This is a genomic window from Arthrobacter sp. PAMC 25486 (genome assembly GCF_000785535.1).
In the GTDB taxonomy this organism is placed as follows: domain Bacteria; phylum Actinomycetota; class Actinomycetes; order Actinomycetales; family Micrococcaceae; genus Specibacter.
The window spans coordinates 3,762,950-3,781,905 of sequence record NZ_CP007595.1 but is presented as its reverse complement, the minus strand read 5'-3'; the positions used below and the strand labels follow the sequence as shown (position 1 = coordinate 3,781,905).

At 64.5% G+C, this 18,956-nt stretch carries 12 protein-coding genes; 2 read left to right on the top strand and 10 right to left on the bottom strand.

Translation table 11 applies throughout. The features are described 5' to 3' along the window. Positions 1–159 precede the first annotated feature (159 nt). From art_RS23175 to art_RS17100, 8 genes are all read right to left on the bottom strand, one after another. Positions 160–432 carry a copper homeostasis protein CutC gene (locus tag art_RS23175; protein WP_038466804.1) on the bottom strand — a complete coding sequence of 91 codons (273 nt, stop codon included), beginning with the start codon at positions 430–432 and terminating at the stop codon, positions 160–162. Then, positions 429–596: a hypothetical protein gene (locus art_RS17130; RefSeq protein ID WP_157875336.1), complete on the bottom strand. Its 168-nt coding sequence runs from the start codon at positions 594–596 to the stop codon at positions 429–431. Before art_RS17130 ends, art_RS23175 begins: the two co-directional genes overlap by 4 nt. Positions 597–1,043: 447 nt before the next feature. Next, positions 1,044–3,998 (bottom strand): glycoside hydrolase family 2 TIM barrel-domain containing protein, encoded by a 2,955-nt coding sequence (locus tag art_RS17125; protein WP_216699560.1) that lies wholly within the window; start codon positions 3,996–3,998, stop codon positions 1,044–1,046. 162 nt (positions 3,999–4,160) lie between these two features. Next, a complete protein-coding gene (locus tag art_RS17120; protein ID WP_052136702.1) occupies positions 4,161–5,693 on the bottom strand; it encodes a family 20 glycosylhydrolase in 1,533 nt (510 codons plus the stop codon). A gap of 161 nt (positions 5,694–5,854) precedes the next feature. After that, positions 5,855–6,691: an ATP-binding cassette domain-containing protein gene (locus art_RS17115; RefSeq protein WP_038466799.1), complete on the bottom strand. Its 837-nt coding sequence runs from the start codon at positions 6,689–6,691 to the stop codon at positions 5,855–5,857. After that, entirely contained in the window at positions 6,688–8,532 is a 1,845-nt protein-coding gene (locus tag art_RS17110; RefSeq protein ID WP_082000385.1) for a dipeptide/oligopeptide/nickel ABC transporter permease/ATP-binding protein, read from the bottom strand. The genes art_RS17115 and art_RS17110 overlap by 4 nt, the downstream gene beginning before the upstream one ends. Beyond that, positions 8,529–9,470: an ABC transporter permease gene (locus art_RS17105; RefSeq protein WP_038466796.1), complete on the bottom strand. Its 942-nt coding sequence runs from the start codon at positions 9,468–9,470 to the stop codon at positions 8,529–8,531. The genes art_RS17110 and art_RS17105 overlap by 4 nt, the downstream gene beginning before the upstream one ends. Positions 9,471–9,563: 93 nt before the next feature. Further along, positions 9,564–11,108: an ABC transporter substrate-binding protein gene (locus art_RS17100; protein WP_038466793.1), complete on the bottom strand. Its 1,545-nt coding sequence runs from the start codon at positions 11,106–11,108 to the stop codon at positions 9,564–9,566. A 162-nt stretch (positions 11,109–11,270) separates the two neighbouring features. Here art_RS17100 and art_RS21225 point away from each other — a divergent pair, with 162 nt between their 5' ends. Both art_RS21225 and art_RS17090 read left to right on the top strand, forming a co-directional pair. Further along, positions 11,271–11,909: a PadR family transcriptional regulator gene (locus art_RS21225; protein WP_052136701.1), complete on the top strand. Its 639-nt coding sequence runs from the start codon at positions 11,271–11,273 to the stop codon at positions 11,907–11,909. Then, positions 11,906–13,531 carry a sulfatase gene (locus tag art_RS17090; RefSeq protein WP_082000384.1) on the top strand — a complete coding sequence of 542 codons (1,626 nt, stop codon included), beginning with the start codon at positions 11,906–11,908 and terminating at the stop codon, positions 13,529–13,531. Before art_RS21225 ends, art_RS17090 begins: the two co-directional genes overlap by 4 nt. A gap of 327 nt (positions 13,532–13,858) precedes the next feature. Here art_RS17090 and art_RS17085 read toward each other — a convergent pair whose 3' ends face one another. Continuing rightward, entirely contained in the window at positions 13,859–14,671 is an 813-nt protein-coding gene (locus art_RS17085) for a hypothetical protein (protein ID WP_162182071.1), read from the bottom strand. Positions 14,672–14,694: 23 nt separating this feature from the next. After that, complete coding sequence (locus art_RS17080) at positions 14,695–18,648, bottom strand: right-handed parallel beta-helix repeat-containing protein (RefSeq protein WP_162182070.1); 3,954 nt, start codon at positions 18,646–18,648, stop codon at positions 14,695–14,697. Positions 18,649–18,956 lie beyond the last annotated feature (308 nt).

The following is an 18,956-nucleotide window of genomic DNA, read 5'->3' as shown; positions in this document are numbered from 1 at the left end:
ACGGTGCCAAGAGGATCACAAAGAACACGTGCCCTACCGTTCCGGCCAGCGCACCTCCCACATGCAAACCACCCACGTGATAGTACTGGACCAGCCGGATGTTCATCCACGTGCGATACCCGGGCAGAGAGGTGCATGGCGTCTAAAACTGCCAGCCCGTCAACGGTCTGCGCAGCTCCACCAGACGTCAGAACCCGCCCCACGCCGGCGGCCTGCAAGGCCCTGATGTCCGGCGCCAGTTTCCAGCATTGCTTCCACCGTGCCGGCCGACGGCGTCAGCCCGCCCACGTGCAGGCCTGTGCACAGTTCCAGGCGGTCCGCGCCTCCGGCCAGTGCAGCACGTGCCCCCGCGGCATCCTGGAGGACGATCTCCAGAGCCGCTCCGTCCCTTGCTGCACCGCCTTTTGAGTTTTCCGCCCCTGCCGCCGTCACTGCAGAAACTCCCGTCCCGGCCATGCGGCGACGGCCTCCGCACCGGCCATGAAGGTCGCGTAGTTCATCCCGGGCACGGCACCGCGCCACATTTTCTGTGCCAGCACCCCGAAGGCCGGCTCCATCATCGAAGGCATGGTGTGTTCGTCGTAGTCGAGCAGCACCAGGTCGTTCCACAGTGCGCTGGCCGCCCCCAACAGCTGCGGGTGGCCCCAACCAGCATGCCTGCTATGCGGTTTGTGTCGCTCGGTGCAGGGTTTTGCCTCCGGCTTCCTTCCCACCCCACCTCACGGTGACGCTGTTGCCATTGGCGAGAAGCTAAACCATCTTCTCCTTCAGAGGACTTTCACCTCCAAGCAAATGCCCATGCTGGGCGTACAAGACAGGAAGATCCCCGGAAACCTGGAGATCTTCCTGTCTTAACCTGCGTAACTTCAGCTTAAATTCTTCCCTTCCGCCGATCGGCAACGCCCACGGTGAGCTGAAAAAGGGATCCAGTCACGAATTGGGTCTGCACACAGCAATGTTGGTGCACTGGCTGAGAGCAAAACGACATGGGCGAGGCCGGCGAGGGCCTTTCCCATGCCGTTTCAATGACACGCAACGAACCGCTACTGCAGGACGACCCGGAAGCTTAGCGCCGCTGGCGTTAGCACGTAGGGGGGAAGGACTCCCGGTCCGCACGATGCTGTGCCAATCCCGTTGGCTGCAGCATCGAGGGTCAAGTAGCTGATCCCGTCCGCCATCAAGTCCGGCGTGTGTTTGGCCGCCGTCAAAACCGATTGCGACCACGGCCGCAGCGTGAATGCCATGGAGTCGCTGCGGAACGCGATGGCAGCACCGGATCCGGGCGCACCCAGCTCCAACCTCGAAACCCCGGCCCGGGCACCATTTTCCTGCGGCCGCACGTACGGCACCTGCAGCTCCTGAATGGAAGCGCTGAACCAGCCCAGCTTCGCAGCCATGCCCGTGTCCGGGTATTTTTGTCCCGGACCAAAACCTGTCCACGATGTCTGGGAGAACTCGCCGGGCAGCTCAAAGTCGAAACCAACTCGTGCCCAGTTCCGTCCCCATCCCGGACCCGGTTCCACCTGCGCCACCAATTCAAGCCGCGTCCCGTCGCTGGTCCACACATATTCAACATCAACATGCGTCCTGGCCACCGGCACACCGTAGCGCACCCGCACACGCAGCCGCCCGCCGTCGTCCGTCATGGACGCCAGGCGCCCTTCAAGCAGCGGCAGCCCGGCAGCCATCCAGGTGTCGGCATCGCGCGGGTTGCCCGGCAGGCTCCGTTCCTTGCCGCCGTCATTGTCGGTGGGCGAACGCCACAACGTCAGCCGCGGCCCGTTGACGGGGACACCCTTGAAACTGCCAAGTTCCCCCGTGGCCAGGTCAAAGGTGGCCGGGCCAAGCCGCAGCACACCGCCGTCGCGCTGCACTTGTTCCACCGGGTTGACGGCGGGCAGCGGCGCGGCCGGGTCACCCTGCTGCGTCCACGCGATCTCGTGCCCGGCCGGTGCCCACGGCTCATCCGCGGCGAGCACGGCGCTGATGGAAAGCACCCGCTGTTGCCGGCGTTCCGCCGTGATTTCTGCGGGAAGCCCGACGGCGGACCGGTCACCGGCCGCCGTCACCGGCACCTGAAGTGTTCCCTCCGAGTGACGGCCGCCGGGGCCCTCAATGTGCCAGGTGAAAGCGAGGTGGGCCGTATCCAAAAAGTCGTACTTGTTGTGGATTTTCAGAGTGGACCAGTCCTCCGCAATCACCATGACCACCGGTTCGATGACCTTCTTGAAATCGAGCAGTCCCGGGCGTGGTTCCAGGTCCGCGGAGACCAGTCCGTCGATGACGAAGTTTCCGTCGTGGACCGTCTCGCCAAAGTCGCCACCGTAGGCAAAGTACGCCTCGCCGTCCGGGGTGTGCTGGCGGATGCCGTGCTCAATCCATTCCCAGACAAAGCCGCCCTGCAACCGCGGATACGCATCGAAGAGGTCCTGGTACTCTTGCAGGCCGCCGGGGCCGTTGCCCATGGCATGGGCGTATTCGCACAGGATGAACGGCAGGTTGCGGCGGTGCGCGTCCTGGCCGGCGTCCGGCAGGGGTTCCTCCTCCTGCCGGCCAATCAGCTCCACATCGGCCGGGTAGAGGTACATGCGTGAATACACGTCCACGTAGGCGCATGCCCAGTCGCTTTCGTAGTGAACCAGCCGTTCCGGGTCCCGCTGCTTGGTCCAGCGGGCCATGGCTTCCAGGTTCTGGCCTGTGCCGGCTTCATTGCCCAGCGACCACATGATGATGCTGGGATGGTTCTTGTCCCGCTCCACCATGCGTTCCATGCGGTCCAGCATGGCCGCCCGGTACTGCGGCTCCGCACTGGGGTTGCCGGCCCAGCGTTCGTGGGCCGGGTCGCCGTCTTCAAAGCCGTGGGTTTCGTAGTCGCACTCGTCAATGACGTAGAAGCCGAGCTTATCGGCGGCGTGGAGCAGGAACGGGTGCGGGGCGTAATGCGCGGTGCGGATGGCGTTGATGTTGTGGGCTTTCATCAGGTGCAGCTCCGCCAGCACTTGTTCCTGCGGCACCGCGCGGCCCAGGTCAGGGTTGTGCTCATGCCGGTTGACTCCGCGGAACAGCACCGGCACACCATTGATCTTGATCTGTGCGTCTTCCACAGTGATGGTCCGGAAGCCAACCTTTAGGGTCAAGGTTTGTACCGGTGTGGTGATGGTGAGTTCATACAGTGCAGGAGTCTCGGCGCTCCAGGGCTGCACCGGCCCCACATCCAGCACTTCTCCGTGCGCCGCTTCCAACCCGCTGCGAAAGCCCAAGGCGCTAATCGTTGCGATGGCCCCCTCTACCGGCGGGTCCAATTCCACACGCAAGGTGCCATGTCCGCCCGGTGTGAATCCGGCGTGCACAAACACATCGCGCACGGCATGGGCAGGTTGGGCCAACAGCGTCACATCGCGGAAAATGCCCGGCAGCCACCACGCATCCTGATCTTCCAAATAGCTGGCGGCGGAGAACTGTGACACTCGCACCACCAAGAGATTTTCGCCCGTGCGCAGAACAGCCGAGACGTCGAACTCGTGTGGCAGCTTGGAGCCGCGTGTTGTTCCCAGCAGGGTGCCGTTGAGCCAGACCGTGCCCGCATTCTCGATCCCATCGAAGCGCAGGACGGCACCTTGGAGAAAGTCCGGGCCGGCCTCGAAACGCAGCCGGTGGTCCCCCACCGGATTGGCGTCGGGCACAAACGGCGGATCCAGCGGGAACGGAAACTGCACATTGGTGTAGGCCGGGGCGCCGTGCCCATGGAAGTTCCAGTTCGACGGGACGGGAAGCGTTCCCCAAGTCGCGTCGTCGAACGCTTCCGTCTCAACACCCTCTGGGGCCTCTGCCAGGGACGGTGCGAAATTGAACCGCCAGTCCCCGTTGAGGGAGAGCGTAGGCAATCCGCTCGCCACATGCGCACGGGGTCGGATGCTGCCATGGCCGGGACCCGGGTTTTCCAAGTCCAGGATGTCCCGGTAAGGGTTGGCAGCAAAATTGAGGTTGGGGGCAGTCACGGAAATTTTGTCCTTTAACTCTGGGCCAGTTTTGTTGGCGTGGTAGCTGCGGTGTACCTGAAGTGAAATGAGCGGCCCATGTGCCGGGGCATCATGGACCGCTCATTTCCTGCGACGCTGCTCTGTAGGGCCATGCTATCTAGTCCACAGTGGCGGTGGTGCTCACTTCACGAACGTGCGGCCCGGCCAGGCCGACACGGTCTGCGCGCCTTGGGTAAACACCTCAAAATCCATGCCCGGCACGGGGCCACGCCACATTTTCTGTGCCAGGACACCAAAGGCGGGTTCAATCATGGCGTGCATGGTGTGCTCGTCGTAGTCGCGCAGCACCAGGTCGTTCCACAATGCGCTGGCGGCGCCCAGCAACTGCGGGTGCCCCGGTTCCAGGTCCTGGTCCTCGCCGAAGACATGCGGCTCCCATGAGGTGAAGAGAGCCTCGGCGTCAAGCGGGCCGCCATGGTAGTAGTCGGCGAAGGGCACGATGTAGAGGAGCACGTCGTTGGTGTTGATCACCTTGTAGCCGTCGGCGGTGGCGGCCCGTCCGCTGTACCAGTCGTTGTTCCACGAGCAAATGATGGGGGTGCGGTCAAAGCCTTCGCCTGGGTTGGGTGCCCCGTTGGCCATGGCCGTCAGGCTGCCCCACGCCACGGGCGCCTTGCCCAGGTCCTGCAGGTGGGCGCTGATGACATTGAAGAAGTCGCGGTATTCCGAGTGGTGATCCTTGCTGTATTCGTCAGCCCCAAAGTTCACCATGGGGCTGCGGAACCACGGCACAAACTCTGTGAAAAGTTCTTTGACCAGCTCAACCGTCTCCTGCTTGGACAGATCCAGCATGTCCGAGTCTCCGCCGTTCAAACCCAGCTCCGGACGCCAGGCGATGAGCGAGCGGGAGTGCGCAGGCACGTCGATCTCCGGCACCAAGGTCACGTGGTGCCGGGCTGCCAGGTCCTCCAGCGTGTCCCATTCGGCACGGCTGTAGCTGCCATCGGTGGCGACCAGGCCGGCCAGGGCCGGGTTTTCCGATTCCAGCCGGAAGGCACTCTGCGCCTCGGACCAGTTGCGCCCGGTGTCCTTGGCAATCTCGTTGTCGTTCAGGTGCACCATGAACGTGTTCAGCTTGTGCCAGCTCATGAACCTGACCAGGTCCGCCAGGTATTCCGGCCGGGAGAAGCGGCGCCCCACATCGAGCATGAAGCCGCGCACCGGATAGTTGGGCCAGTCCACGGCCGTGCCGCGCGCCAGGCCCTCCGGTGCCAGCAGCATTTGCAGCAGCGAACGGGTGGCCCAATACACCCCGGTTGCCGTCCGCGCCTTAAGCACGACGCCGTCCCCCACCTCGAGCACATACCCCTCCCCTGCCGCCGTGGCCGGGGCTGCGCCGAGGTCGAGTGCCGGGTCCAGCACCAGCTCGATCGCACCGGCTGCTGTGCCAGCGGTGTCGACGGGGCGGATCGCACCGAATGCGGGGGCCGCAGCGGAACGGACCGCCCCACCGGCGGAACCGCTCAGGCCGGCCAGTTCGGCGATCTCGGCCATCAGGGTGCGGGCCGTGTCGGCGAGCGCAACGTCATTCCACACCACGGTGAAACCGTCGCGCAGGGCCAGGGTGCCGGGGGCCGGCTCCCAATGCTGAAGGGCGGGAACCACAACGGGGGCGGCGTCGGCGTCGTGCTGGGGAAATGCTGTGGCAGGCAAGTGTCAGTCCCTTTTCGTGGGTTCGGGTTGGGTTTGGATATCAGCAGGCGGCGCGCTGGGCTGCCCGGATCTGGGGTGTGACGGTGGCGGCGGCGCCTAGTACTCGTACGCCCGGGGCACTGCCCGGGGCGTACGAGGGCCGGCGGTATGGCCGGTCAGTTCTAAGACCCTGCGGCCGCGGCCAGGGCCCGGCGCTCCTCGCGGCGGTGGCGCTGGCGCACGGGGTCGGCAATCGGCGATGCCATGAGCAGCCGCCTCGTGTAGTCGTGGCGCGGTTCACTCGTGACCTGGTCGGCCTCGCCGAACTCCACGACTTCCCCGCGGTAGAGCACGCACACCCGGTGGCTCAGGTGCCGCACCACGGCCAAATCGTGGGAGATGAACAGGTATGCCACTCCGGTTTGTTCCTGAATTTCCAGGAACAGGTCCAGCACGCGGGCCTGGGTGCTCAAGTCCAGCGCCGAGACGGGCTCGTCGCACACAATGAGCTTGGGTTCCATGGCCAGGGCCCGGGCAATGGCCACGCGCTGGCGCTGGCCTCCGGAGAATTCGCGCGGCAGCCGGGCCGCCGCATCCGCAGGCAGTTGGACGCGTTCAAGCAGGCCGGCCACCCGGGCGCGGGCCTTGGCGCCGCTCATGCCCTGCACCACGAGGGGTTCGGAGAGGATATCGGTGATGGTCATGGCCGGGTTCAGGGACGTGTAGGGGTCCTGAAAAACCACTTGGATGTCCTTGCTGACCGCCCGGCGGGCGGCCGGCTTCAGGTCCGAGATGTCCCGGCCGTCAAACAAGACTTTCCCGCCGGTGACCGGGGCCAGGCCCAGCACGGCCCGGCCGATGGTGGTCTTGCCCGAGCCGGACTCGCCCACCAGGCCGACTGTCTCCCCCGGCTTGACGTCCAGGGAAATCCCTTTCAGTACCCGGACCGGCGGATTGCGCCAGCCGCGGGTGGGGAATTCGGTGACCAGATCTTGGATCTGCAAAAGTGCAGGGCTCACAGTGCTGCCTCCTCAAGGGGCGCCGTTTCCGATGGGAGCAGCCGGGTGCGGGGAGTCTTGTTTTCCAGCCCCGAGTCCAACAGCATGCGCGTGTACGGGTGTTGCGGGGCGGCAAAGAGCTCCCCCACGTCGTTTTGTTCCACGATCCGGCCCAGCTTCATCACGGCCACCCGGTCGCAGATGTCCGCCACCACGCCGAAGTTGTGGGTCACCAGGACCACGGCCATGCCCTTCTCCTGCTGTAGTTCGCGCAGCAGGTCCAGCACCTCAGCCTGGACGGTGACATCCAGCGCCGTGGTGGGTTCGTCGGCGATCAACACGTCGGGGTCGCACGCCACGGCCCCGGCGATCAGCACGCGCTGCGCCATGCCGCCGGAAATCTGGTGCGGGTACGAATCAAATGTGCGCTGCGGGTCGGCGATCCCCACCCGGGCCAGCATGGCCAGGGCCTTCGCCGTGGCTTCGGCCTTGCCCAGGCCCAGTTGCTTGCGGATGGGCTCCACCAGCTGGAAGCCGATCCGGAACGTCGGGTCCAGGTTGGACATGGGCTCCTGCGGAATGTAAGCGACGGACTGGCCCAGCAGGGCGCGCCGCGCCTTCTTGGGCAGGCCCACCACGGACTCGCCGGCAATTTCCACGTCGCCGGCCAGGATGCGCCCGCCCGTGGGCAGCAGCCCCAGGATCGACCAGGCGGTCTGCGTCTTGCCCGAGCCGGATTCACCCACCAGGCCCAGCACCTCGCCGCGGCGGACGCCGAAGGAGATCCCCTTCACGACGGCCTTGTAGCCGTCTTCCGACGGGTACCCCACCTGCAGGTTGCGGACCAGCAGCACGCTGTCGGCGGGAATCGTCCCGCTGCCGGGGACCAGCTCAGGGTCGCCGTCCGCGCCCGGGGAAGGCACGACGTCGTCCGTTGCCTTGGGTGCGGAACGGCGGCGCTTGCGGGCCTTGACTCCGGGACGGTCCTCAAGGGCGTCGCGCAGGCTGTTGCCGAACAGGATCAGGGCTGCGTTGACCACGCCCAGGGCGATGCCGGGCCAGAGCATGAGGCCCGGGGCGATGTAGAGGTTGACGAGGGCTTCGTTGAGCATGGTGCCCCAGCTGGGCACCGTGACGTCGCCCAGGCCCAGGAAGTCCAGGCCGGCCTGCACGCCGATGACGACGACGCCGGCCAGTGCGGCGTAAATGATGATGGGTGCGCGGATGGCGACGAGGATGTGCTTGCCCAGGATGCGGTCCAGGGTCAGCCCGGACACGCGGGCCGCGTCAACGTAGAGCTCGTTGCGGATGCCGCTGACAATGGCGCGGACCAGGCGGTGGAAGCCCGGCGCCATGAGCACGCCGAACACGGTCATGCTCAGCCAGATGTTGCTGCCCCATGCTGCGCGCACGGCCAGCAGGATCATGATGTTCGGCAGTGCGATGAGCAGGTTGCTGACCCAGTCGACGGTGGCGTCCAGCTTGCCGCCGAAGTAGCCGGCGAACAGGCCGGTGGTGACGCCGATGGCGGCGGCGATGGCCAGCGCCAGCGCGGCACCGCCCAGCGTGGTGCGCCCGCCGTAGACGATGCGGGCAAAGACGTCGCGGCCGGCACTGTCGGTGCCGAGCCAATGCTCGGACCCGGGCGGGAGCAGGGCCTTGCTGATGTCGCCGCTGTTGGGATCAAAGGATGTCAGCAGCGGTGCCGCAATGACGGCCAGCACCACCAGGACCAGGACGGCCAGGGAGATCGCGGCCATGGGTGAGCCGGCGATGCGGAGCCAGAGGCTTTGGCGGCGGGCGGCGTCGCTCTTGCCGGTGGCCGGTGGCGTTGCTGTTACTTGTTCGGAACGGGGGCTCATGACAACCGCACTTTCGGGTTGAGCCAGCCATTGACCAGGTCAATGGCAAGGTTGACGATGACAACGATGACGACGGAGATCACCACGGCGCCCACCACAATGGGAATGTCCCCCACGCCGGTGGCGTCGACGGCGATGCTGCCCAGGCCGGGAAGGGCGAAGACGCGTTCAATCATGACGGCTCCGGACATGAGCGCAATGAAGTTCAGCGACAGCACCGTCAGGGTGGGCGGGGCTGCGTTGCGGATCACATGGCGGAACAGGACGCTGGATTCGGACAGGCCGCGGCTGCGCAGGGTGCGCACATAGTCCATCTCCAGGACGGCGATGGTGGCGCTGCGGACCTGCTGGGAGAGCCCGGCGACGGCGCCGATGGCCAGCGAGAACACGGGCAGCAGCAGGCTTTGCATCCAGCCGAAGGGTGACTCGCCAAAGGTGATGTAGCCGGTGGCAGGCACCAGACCCCATTCGATGGAGACCTTCACCACCAGGACCAGCGCCAGCCAAAAGCCGGGGAAGACCAGGCCGGCGACCGAGACAATCTGCAGGACCCTATCGAGCCAGCCGCGGTAAACAGCTGCAGCCACGCCCATCGCCAGGGAGATGACGGTGGAGACGATCACGGTCCCCACGGCAATGGACAAGGTGACGGGCACCCGGCTCATCAGCAGATAGCCGACGGATTCGGCGTTGAACCAGGACTGGCCCAGGTTGCCTTGGACAGCGTTGCCCAGCCATTGGAAGTACTGGACGAACAGGGAGCCGTCCAGGCCCAGTTCGGCCCGTTTCTCGGCGAGCTGCTCCAGGGATGCCTGGTCGCCGAGGATGTTGCGGGCCACATGCTCACTGTTGGCGAGCATGAGCCCAAAGACGATGAAGGAGGCGCAGGCGATGAGCACAAGTCCCGAGCCGATCCTGCGGCTGATGTAGGAAATCACAGGTGAATCCTTGAAGGGTGGGGGCGTGGGGGGGAAGATCCCCCCCACGCTATATGGTGGCTTTTGGCGTTTATTTGGCGGGCTACTGAGCCGTTACTTGGCCGGTTCGAAGTTGTAGATCGAGGGAACTGGCTGGCCGTTCTGGACTGTCACCGATACGTTCTTGGAGATGAAGTACGGCTGGTCAATCCGGTACCACGGGGCGAACCAGGCGTTGTCCACCAGGTACTCGTTCAGTTCCTGCTGCTTCGCGGCGGCTTCCTCGTCGCTGCCGGCCAGGATGTCCGCCAACAGGACCTTGGTCTCAGGGGTACTGGACTTGAACACGTTCCAGGGGGCGGATTCGGTCACCATGGTGTTGATGGCGGTCCATGCCACCACGGGCTGGCCGAACGCGGTGAACAAGGCGGAGTAGCTTCCGGACTGCTGTTCGGGCTGGTACTGGGCCGAGGGGACGTCCACCCAGTCCACGGTGATGCCCACCTTGGCCAGCTGGTCCTTGATGGCGGGAGCCAGGGCCGGGTCCATGTCGGAGGAGGTCGGCATCTTCAGGGTGAAGCCGGACTCCAGGCCGGCAGTCTTCAGCAGTGCCTTGGCTTTGTCCACGTCGTAGCCGTAGGCGCTGTCGAGGTCAGCCACAAAAGCTACCGAGGAGGGGCCGAAGACCTGGCTGGTGACGGTGCCCAAGCCCTGCGCCACGTTCTTCAGGATGGCGTCCTTGTCAATGGCGTAGTTGATGGCCTGGCGGACCTCAACCTTGCCCAATTCCGGGGTCAGCTCGCCGGCGCGGTCCAGCAGGGTCAGGCCCTGCCAGTCGCCGGGCACCATCTTCACGGTGACGTCGGCGGCTTCAGCAGCCTTGACGGTCTTGGCCGTGGCGATCATGCCATCAGCCTGGCCCGAGCGGACCGCGTTGAAGCGGGCGTTTTCATCCTTGATGGGCTTGATGACGAGCTTTTCAAACTTCTGCAGATCGGTATCCCAGTAGTCATCGTTCTTCACGAAGGTGTACTGCGAGCCAGGGGTCGTGGCGGCACGGTCCAGCTCGTAGGGGCCGGATCCGATGGGCTGGGTGTCCACCGTGGGGCTGTCAAAGTTGGCCGGGGACTGCATGTAGCCGCTGGGGCCGCCCAGCGCGTAGACCAGTGCCGGATCCGGCGTGGAGAGATTCAGTTTCACCGTGGTGGCGTCAACGGCGTCAACACTTTCGACGGCGGCCAGGGCTGCGGTCAGTGGGCCACCAGCTTCTTTGAATCGTTCCAGGTTGCCCTTGACCGCCTCGGCGTCGAGCTTGGCACCGTCGGTGAACGTGACGTCGTCGCGCAGGGTCAGAGTGAGGCTCTTGCCGTCCTTGGCCGTCTCCCACTTGGCGGCCAGCATGGGAACCGGCTCACCGTCGCTGTTGCGTCGAATCAGGGTGTCGAACACGGGCTGGAAGTACTGTACGAACTGTGCTTCGCGGGACATGGCCGGGTCCAGGGATTGCGGCTCGACGCCGGAGGCCAGGGTTAAGGTGGTTACGGCCTTGGCTGCTGCCCCGTCACTTCCCGGCTCGGCGCTGCTTCCGCAGCCCGTCAGGAAGATGGCGGCGGTGGCGGCCAGTGCCAGGGCACGGACTGCCCGGTTTGGTGCCTTCACAAAAACTCCTTTGTCTCGCCGCCGCACTGGGCGGCAGCTGATGGCTTCACGATGTCAAACTATAGACTTACTCAAATACTTTTCTTACCAAAAACTAATGCTTTGCGGGAGCAATGCAAGATGAGTATGATTCTAATCATATAGTCGAAGGAAGGGCAACCAATGCTCAACAAACTTGAATGCATCATCTTGGGCCATTTGGTGCGCACGCCCATGGCCGGGTACGACCTGCACAAGTGGCTGGCCCAGGAGGGCCCGTTCTTTGGCTACACCCCGCAGCCGTCCCAGATCTACCGGCAGCTGACCAAGTGCCTGGAGAAGGGCTGGGTGGACCAGGTCATTGACCAGCACCGCTCCGGCCCGGACGCCAAGGTGTACCGCCTGACACCGGCCGGGATCCAGGCGTTCAAGGACTGGGCGCACGCCCCCTACGAGCCCACGGTCCGGCCGCTGGACTCGGACTTCCAAATGCGCTTCGTGCTCACCGGCGTTCTGGGGCCCGAAGTTGCCTTGGCACTGCTGACCACCGAGCTGGACTACCGCCGCAGGCAGCAGCGCGAAAAGGCCTACAGCGACGACTTCGACCCGGAGCAGGCGGCCTTCCCGATCGACCCGGCGTGGCACCGCGAACTGGTGCGGCTGGGCCGGGAGAGGTCGTACCTGCTCGGGACCACCTACCTGACCTGGCTGGAGATGACGTATGCCAGGCTCACCGAACAGCTGCCCGACTTCACCACCCCCACCCCCCGCGGCGGCGCTGGCGCCACAGCTTCGCAGGAACAGGACACAGAGACCGCATGAAAATCATCTACGTGGATGTTGACACCCTGCGCCCGGACCATACGGGCCCGTACGGCTACCAACGCCCCATCACCCCGAACCTGGACGTCTTCGCCGAGGACGCCGCACGGTTCGATCGGTACTACGCCTCGGACTCCCCCTGCATGCCCTCCCGCACGGCCCTGACCAGCGGCCAGTTCGGCATCACCAACGGCGTTGTCGGCCACCACGGCGAGGCAGCCCGCTTCCGGGCCGACTCCGGGCACGGCCTCGTCGAGGGCCGGCCGCTGCTGGGCCAGCACCTGGGCGCGCACGGCTACCTGACCGCCGCAGTGTCATCCTTTGCGGAGCGGCACCGGGCCTGGTACTTTCTGGGCAACTTCCGCGAAAGCATCCGGGCCACCCCCGACGTCGGCGACGAGCCGGCGGACATCGTCACCGACACGGCCCTGGAATGGATCGGACGCCACCTCGACACGGACGACTGGTACCTGCACCTGACGTACTGGGACCCGCACATGGACTACCTGCAGGAACAGGAATGGACCGACAAGGCCGCCGCGTCCGGACCGCCGCCGGCATGGCCCGACCAGGCGGCCATTGACGGGCATGCGGAAATTTACGGCCCCCGCTCGGCCCTGGACTTCATGTACTCCGACGGCCTGTTTGAACGCCGCGTGCCGTATAACTTTCCGCAGCAGATCCGCACCCGCGCCGACTACGAAAAACTCATCAACGGCTACGACGGCGCCATCCACTTCTGGGACAGCGAATTCGGCCGGCTGCTCGACGGGCTCAAGGCCATGGGCATTGCCGACGACGTCGCCATTGTCGTCAGCGCCGACCATGGCGAAGCCTTCGGCGAACAGGGCTCCTATGCCGAGCACGGCCTCGCCAGCGAGCCCACGCACCACCTGCCCATGCTGGTGAAGTGGCCGGGCCTGACCGAAGGCGCCGGCTCCCGGCTGGGCTGCGACGCGTTGTTGTACAACATCGACTACGCGCCGACCATCTGCGAGCTGCTGGGCCTGCCGATCCCGGCGAAGTGGCAGGGCGAGTCCTTTGCCGACGCCGTTCGTGGCCTTCCCATCGAATCGCGCGACTACCTGGTGCTGGGCCATGGCGCCCACACCTATCAACGAGCCGTGCGAACCCGCGATCACCTGTACATCCGCACCTATCACCCGGGCGCGTTCCGGGCTGAATGGGAATCGCTGTTTCATGTCACGGAGGATCCGTACCTGACCCGGAACCTGCTGGAGGAGGAGCCGATGCTCGTTGACCAGATGCGTTCGAAGCTGGCCGTGTGGTGGAACACCTATGCGGGCATGCCCGGTTCCCTGCCGGACCCCATGCAGACCACGCTGCAGAACGGGCCGGCCCTGTACAACGATCCGGTCCTTTACATGGAGCACCTGCGCCGTACCGGCCGCGGACACCTGGCCGACGACCTCGGCCAAAGGCTGAACCCCGGCACAGGCGCGGTGCCCGTCTCGTGGCAGGCGCCCGTTGACCCGGACAATTCCGGACGCGTCAATGGCCCGCACTGGGCCAGAACATTCCCGGACACGGGAACACACCTGTTTGGTGACGCCGCCGTGAATGGCGCAGCGGACCGTGATGAGGCCGCGCTGAGCAGCTAGGCTCTCCCGCCCACAGCGCACAAAAGGGCCCTGGCCAGGAACAAAGACTTTCCACAGTCACTGTTCCCGGCCAGGGGCCCTTTCGTGTTTTGGCGCATTGCTGGTTTAGCGGTCGAAGGCGGCGGGGGTGCTAGCGTACCTGATCCACCCGGTATTGGACGGGGAGCCCCACAGCTGCCGGGCCACGGCCTGACAGGGCAGTTCCGCATCGTTCAGCACGGGTTTCCGGACTTGTCTGCCGGTTCCGGGACTCGCCGGAACCGGCAGACACTCTCAGACCTGCTCCGCAGGCGCCCACGCCCTTCCAGGCAATGGGAACTTGCCCAGCTAGGAGGCGCCGCCGAGGCGGCGAAGCAGTTCGGCCTCGAAGCGCTCGGTGGCGAGCTGGCTGGCCGCCGCCTGGACGACGGCGTCGAAATCTTCCACGCCGCCGTCCTTGCGCGAGAGGCACTCGAGTTGAGCGAAACGGCCATCGGGCCGTTGGGCCGTAGCCTGCTGCCCCGCAGTCAGGCCGAGGGCTGCGGAGATGACAGTGTCGTCGCCTTCTTGAAGCATGCGAACGTTGCCCGCATCAATCGTCACCTCGGAAGAGGCCAGGGCGCGCCCGTTCTCCCATTCGGTGATCTTGAGCGCAATCTCGTCCTGACGGCTGAAGGCGTCCGCATGGCTGTCGTAGAAGGTGCGAACCTCGTCCAAGGACAGGCCCTCGAGGAGGTGGTCCCGGAGCTGCTGCTCGCGGCGTTCCACCTCCTCAAGATAGAAATCCCACAGCGACATGATGCGCGCACCGTAGGCGCCATCGCTGCCCGCATCGACGACACCTGCAGCGGCACTCGGCCCCTGTGGCGTCATCGTCGGCCCCGCGGGCGTCATGGAATTGGCATAGCCGGCCTCCAGCGCACGGGCCGAGAACGGCTCGCCGAGCCCAAGCTCGGCGGACCAATTGAACACCGTGACGTCGCGGGCCTGGCGCTTGACCAGGTCATCGTCGCGAACACCCTCGGCATGCGCGTAGATCCACTGGACGGCTCCGGCAACTCCGGGCGCCGGGGCACTGCCGGGGGCGGAGGAGCAACCGGCCAGCAACGCCGCGAGGACAAGGCCCATGACGGCGATGACCGTGCGCAGCACCCATCCCATTGTCGTTGGCTGGCCGGCGCGCATCAGGCCCGCTTCCCGGTACGACGCAACACGCCACCGGCAATCAGTAGAAGCAGTGCAAGCCCTGCGATCGACAGGCCCAGTGTGCTGTTCATGCCAGTCGAGGCCAGTTCGTCCCTGTCTGCAGCGCCGCTGCCTGAACCTGGCGTCGCAGCGCCATCAGTTGCTGCGGCGGAGCCTGCGCCGGTTGTGGCGGCGGTACGGCCGGTGGACTCATCCGTTGCACTCGGCTCAGGCAGGTTCGTGCTGTCGGGGCTCGAGCTTGGATCCGTGGTGGGCTCAGGGTCCGTCGTCGGCTGGGGCGAAACCGTCGGCTCAGGCGTCGTGGTCGGCTCGGGCGAAACCGTCGGCTCAGGCGTCGTGGTCGGCTCGGGCGAAACCGTCGGCTCAGGCGTCGTGGTCGGCTCGGGCGAAACCGTCGGCTCAGGCGTCGTCGTCGGCTCGGGCGAAACCGTCGGCTCAGGCGTCGTGGTCGGCTCGGCGTCCGGCGTTGCGGCCAGGTACTGGATGGCACCCACGGTCAGCCCCTCCGCTACGTCACCCGTGGCGGCACCAGGGGTCACGTTGCCCAGAAAGTCCACGTCGTAGCGCACGCCATTCATCTTGGGCATATTGTGGCCCGCGACGAAGTCAATGCTGGGAGCCTGCAGGGCGAGGGCATGAACTTGTGTGGGGCTCATGTCGCTGCGGTCGGTCACGGTGCCGCCGAAGTGGGCCACTACCTCCTCCAGACTCAGGCCGGCGTTGCGCAGCACAGAGCTTTCCGTGGGGGCGTACCCTGCGAAGTGCTGGGCCGCATTGACTCCGGTGAGTGGCGCCGTCGACCTTGAATTGTCCTCCGGTGCCGCACCCACATCGGGCAGGCCCAGCTCGCCGGTGATGGCGCGCTCTTCCTCGTCCGGGACGGAAATGCCGCCGGCGTAGGCGTTGTTGAACAGCTTCGCCTTGGTCTTCATCGTGGCGGCTTCACCCACGTAGAAGGTCTGCCCTGCCGGGTAGTGGAAGACGTTGTTGAAAATAAACACCTCGCGGTTGCCCGTTCCGGCGCCGGAGTTGGCCAGATCCAGCACACCGCCGCGCGGTCCCTGGAGGGTCGTTGCGGAGTAGATGGTGTTGTTGTGGATCATGGTTCCGGCGGCCGTCCCACGAGCGAACTCGAAGGTCTTGTCGGCATCGTTCTGGCTGATGTTGTAGCGGATCGTCGGAGCCGTGTGCGGGAAGCCGTTCATGATCAACATGAATCCGCCTTCATTGTTGTGTGAGTAGTTGTACTGCATCACGGAGTACGCGGAGACGTGGTCAAGGTCCAGGCCCTGGCCGTCCTGCACACCGTGGGTGTTGGAGACCTCGTTGTACTGGATGACCGAGTTGGTGGTCTGGAACGGCCAAATTCCGGCGTTGTAGCCCGTGTTCTGGAACCGGGCGTGGCGCACCAGGTTGTACTCGACAAGTGTTCCGTCGGTGTCGCGAACCGTGATGGCATCGCCACCCACATGTCGGAACTGGTTGTCACGCACCACCACATTGGTGGAGGGGTACCAGTTCAACGGGGTGTTGGGCGAGTTGGCCAGTGACTGGTTGGACCAGACAGAGTCCACGAGTTTGATGCCGGAGCGGTCCACCCGCTCAAACTTATTGCCCTCGATGAGCACGTCATCGAACTTGGTGGGGACACCCAGAATTTCACCGTTGACAACGCTGCCGGCGACATTGAAGAAGATTCCCCCGTTCCATTTTGAGTTGAGGTTTCCATTGATGTCGTGAATGAAAAGGTCAGTGACGGTGATGCCGTGCACCACACCGAAGTCTCTGGCGGAGATGTTGACCGCGCGCAGGTTCTTCTGCGTATTGGTGCTGGTGTTGAGGCCGAAGGTGGAGTCGAACAGCGGATCCCTGTTCGTGATCTCGAGGCCTGAGACGTGTATGTACTCTTGGTTGTGAAGGGACACCACATTCTCCACCACGCCGGCACCGTTCAATTGTGGCCGTTCCCCCTCACCGTAGGCACCGACGATGATCGGATTCTGGGCGGTTCCGGAGCCCGTGAACGCCAATGCCGCCGACGCGCCCTCGAACACGCTGCCCCGCTTCAGGACGATTTTGTCGCCGGGGTGAAGAGTGCGGTTGGCTTTCGCCAGGCCGGCCCATGGCTGCCCGGGCGAGGTGCCGGATTGCGCGTCGTCACCTTCCTCGGAGTCGATGTAATACGTGGTCCCGGCTGTGGCGTGCTGTTCGAAGTTTGCAACGAGAGTGATATCCGTTGTGGCGCCCTCGGGCACCACGAACTGATCGCCCGGCAGTGTCTGGCCTTCGAACGAGATCCCCGTGAACCTGTAGCCGCCTTTTGGATAGGTCTTCCAGGTCAGGGCTTTCCCGCCTGCAGTCGTGTACTCCGAGAGCACGACGGCGCCGCTTACCTGCTCTGGGTCCGGTTCTCCCGCGTTTGTCACCTGAACATTCGCCTTGACGTATACCGGGGTCCGTGCCACTTTCACGTTGTCGAATGCCATCGATGCGCCCGGGGTCATATTGATGAGTGCGAATCCGGGGGAGACTCCCGACCAGTTTGCGCTGTCATGGGCTGGGTCGTCGCGATTGGTGTAGGAGAGGATCGGAGTGGCGTTGGCTGACACCGAGACAGTATCCCCGGATACATCAATCAGGAACCGGCGCGCTGTCTGGTCGAAGTTGTAGAGTGTGCTCGCGAGTTCGACGTTGTTTCCGGCATTGTCGAGTCGTCGCAGCATTGCCTTGGAACCGTTCAAGGCGAGGACATAGCGCTCGTCAAACCCTGCCGTGCGGAATGCCACCTGCGTCGTTCCCGGGGAACCGTCAGCCTTTCGGGCGTCGAACTCGATGCGGTAGTTGACGGGCTCCGCCCACTCCGTACCGTCGACCAGCACATAGGCTGGTCCCTGCGTTGGCGTGAGACGGAGCTCGCCATCAGCGATACTCACGTCCCCTGGCGCGGAGATCGCGTAGTTGCCGTGCTCGTTGAGCTCCCCGTCGAAGTGGTCCTTGAAGATGACGTTCGGGTCGTCCGGTTCTGTCACGAACTTAGCGATGATGATGACGCTGCCGGTCTTGTCGTTGAATGTGAACCGATTGTCCGCGATCGTGAGCAGACCGTCCGTACTTGTATTGGTGTCCAGGCGTTTTGACTCGTAGCCATCGAAGACGTAGCCGGGCTTCACCGTATACGAAAGAGTGACGACGTCGCCGTCGTTGCCCGAGTTGCGATTGGCTGTGAGTGTTCCCCCGGCCGTTCCGGGGTCTACATCCAGGGCCTTGTTGGTCTCGGTCGAGAGTTTGACTTTGTACTCGCCGACGACTTCCGGGTCCATGGTCGTCACACGCACGTTATCGACGCTGAAATCCTGGTTCGGGAACTGCCCGGCCACGAGTATCCGACCTTGTGCAGCGGAGGCGGTACCGGCTTCGGCCACGGTCAGCAACAGCTCACCGTTGACTGTTGCCCGCACCTGGTCCTCATCGACCTCGATGCTGATCCTGTGCGGCTCGCCGCCGGAATTGACTGTCAGGTCGGTACTGACAGGTCCGCCGACGACGGTGACTGCACCACCTTCGACACGTTCGAGCCTGAGCTGTTTTTTGGGCCCATCGAACGTCACCTGATAGCGCGATCCTGCCGACTCCGAAGCGAGGAAGCCGACCTTGCTTGCGCTGTTGGTGTTGCCCTCGTGGATGAACAGGTCCAGGTCGAGCGTGAAGTTGTCCGCGAGGATCTCACTGTTCGAAAGGATACGGTTTTCTGCCCCTCCGCCCTTGATGCTCGCCATGTCATCGGCGAACCGGATATCTGTCGCGGCGTTTGACTTCGCCTCGATCCACTTCGCGCCGTCGTTAGCCGAGAAGTCGTCACTGAAGAGGACACGCTGCGCTGCGTCCGCCTTGTTCTCCGTGTGAACTGCAGCGCCTGTGACTGTCTCTGCCACGGACGCAGTGGCAACACTGCCGGGCGGAAACACACTAAGACACATTGCCAATAGACCAGACATTGCAACTGATGCGAGAAGTCTGCGATTCATTCGCCATCACCACCATTTTTAAGGGGAAGAGAGTTGATCAAGCACCCGACGGGGACCTGGGCAGTGCCGCATAATGTCCACACATTTCACGCTAACTGCCCTGTGAAGCGTGTAGTTTGCCCGGACATCGCGCTCTACCATTGACCAGACTGCCCGGTTGGTGACATGGTGTCAAACCATTACGTCCTATAATACTTTGCACATAGTTGTCGTGG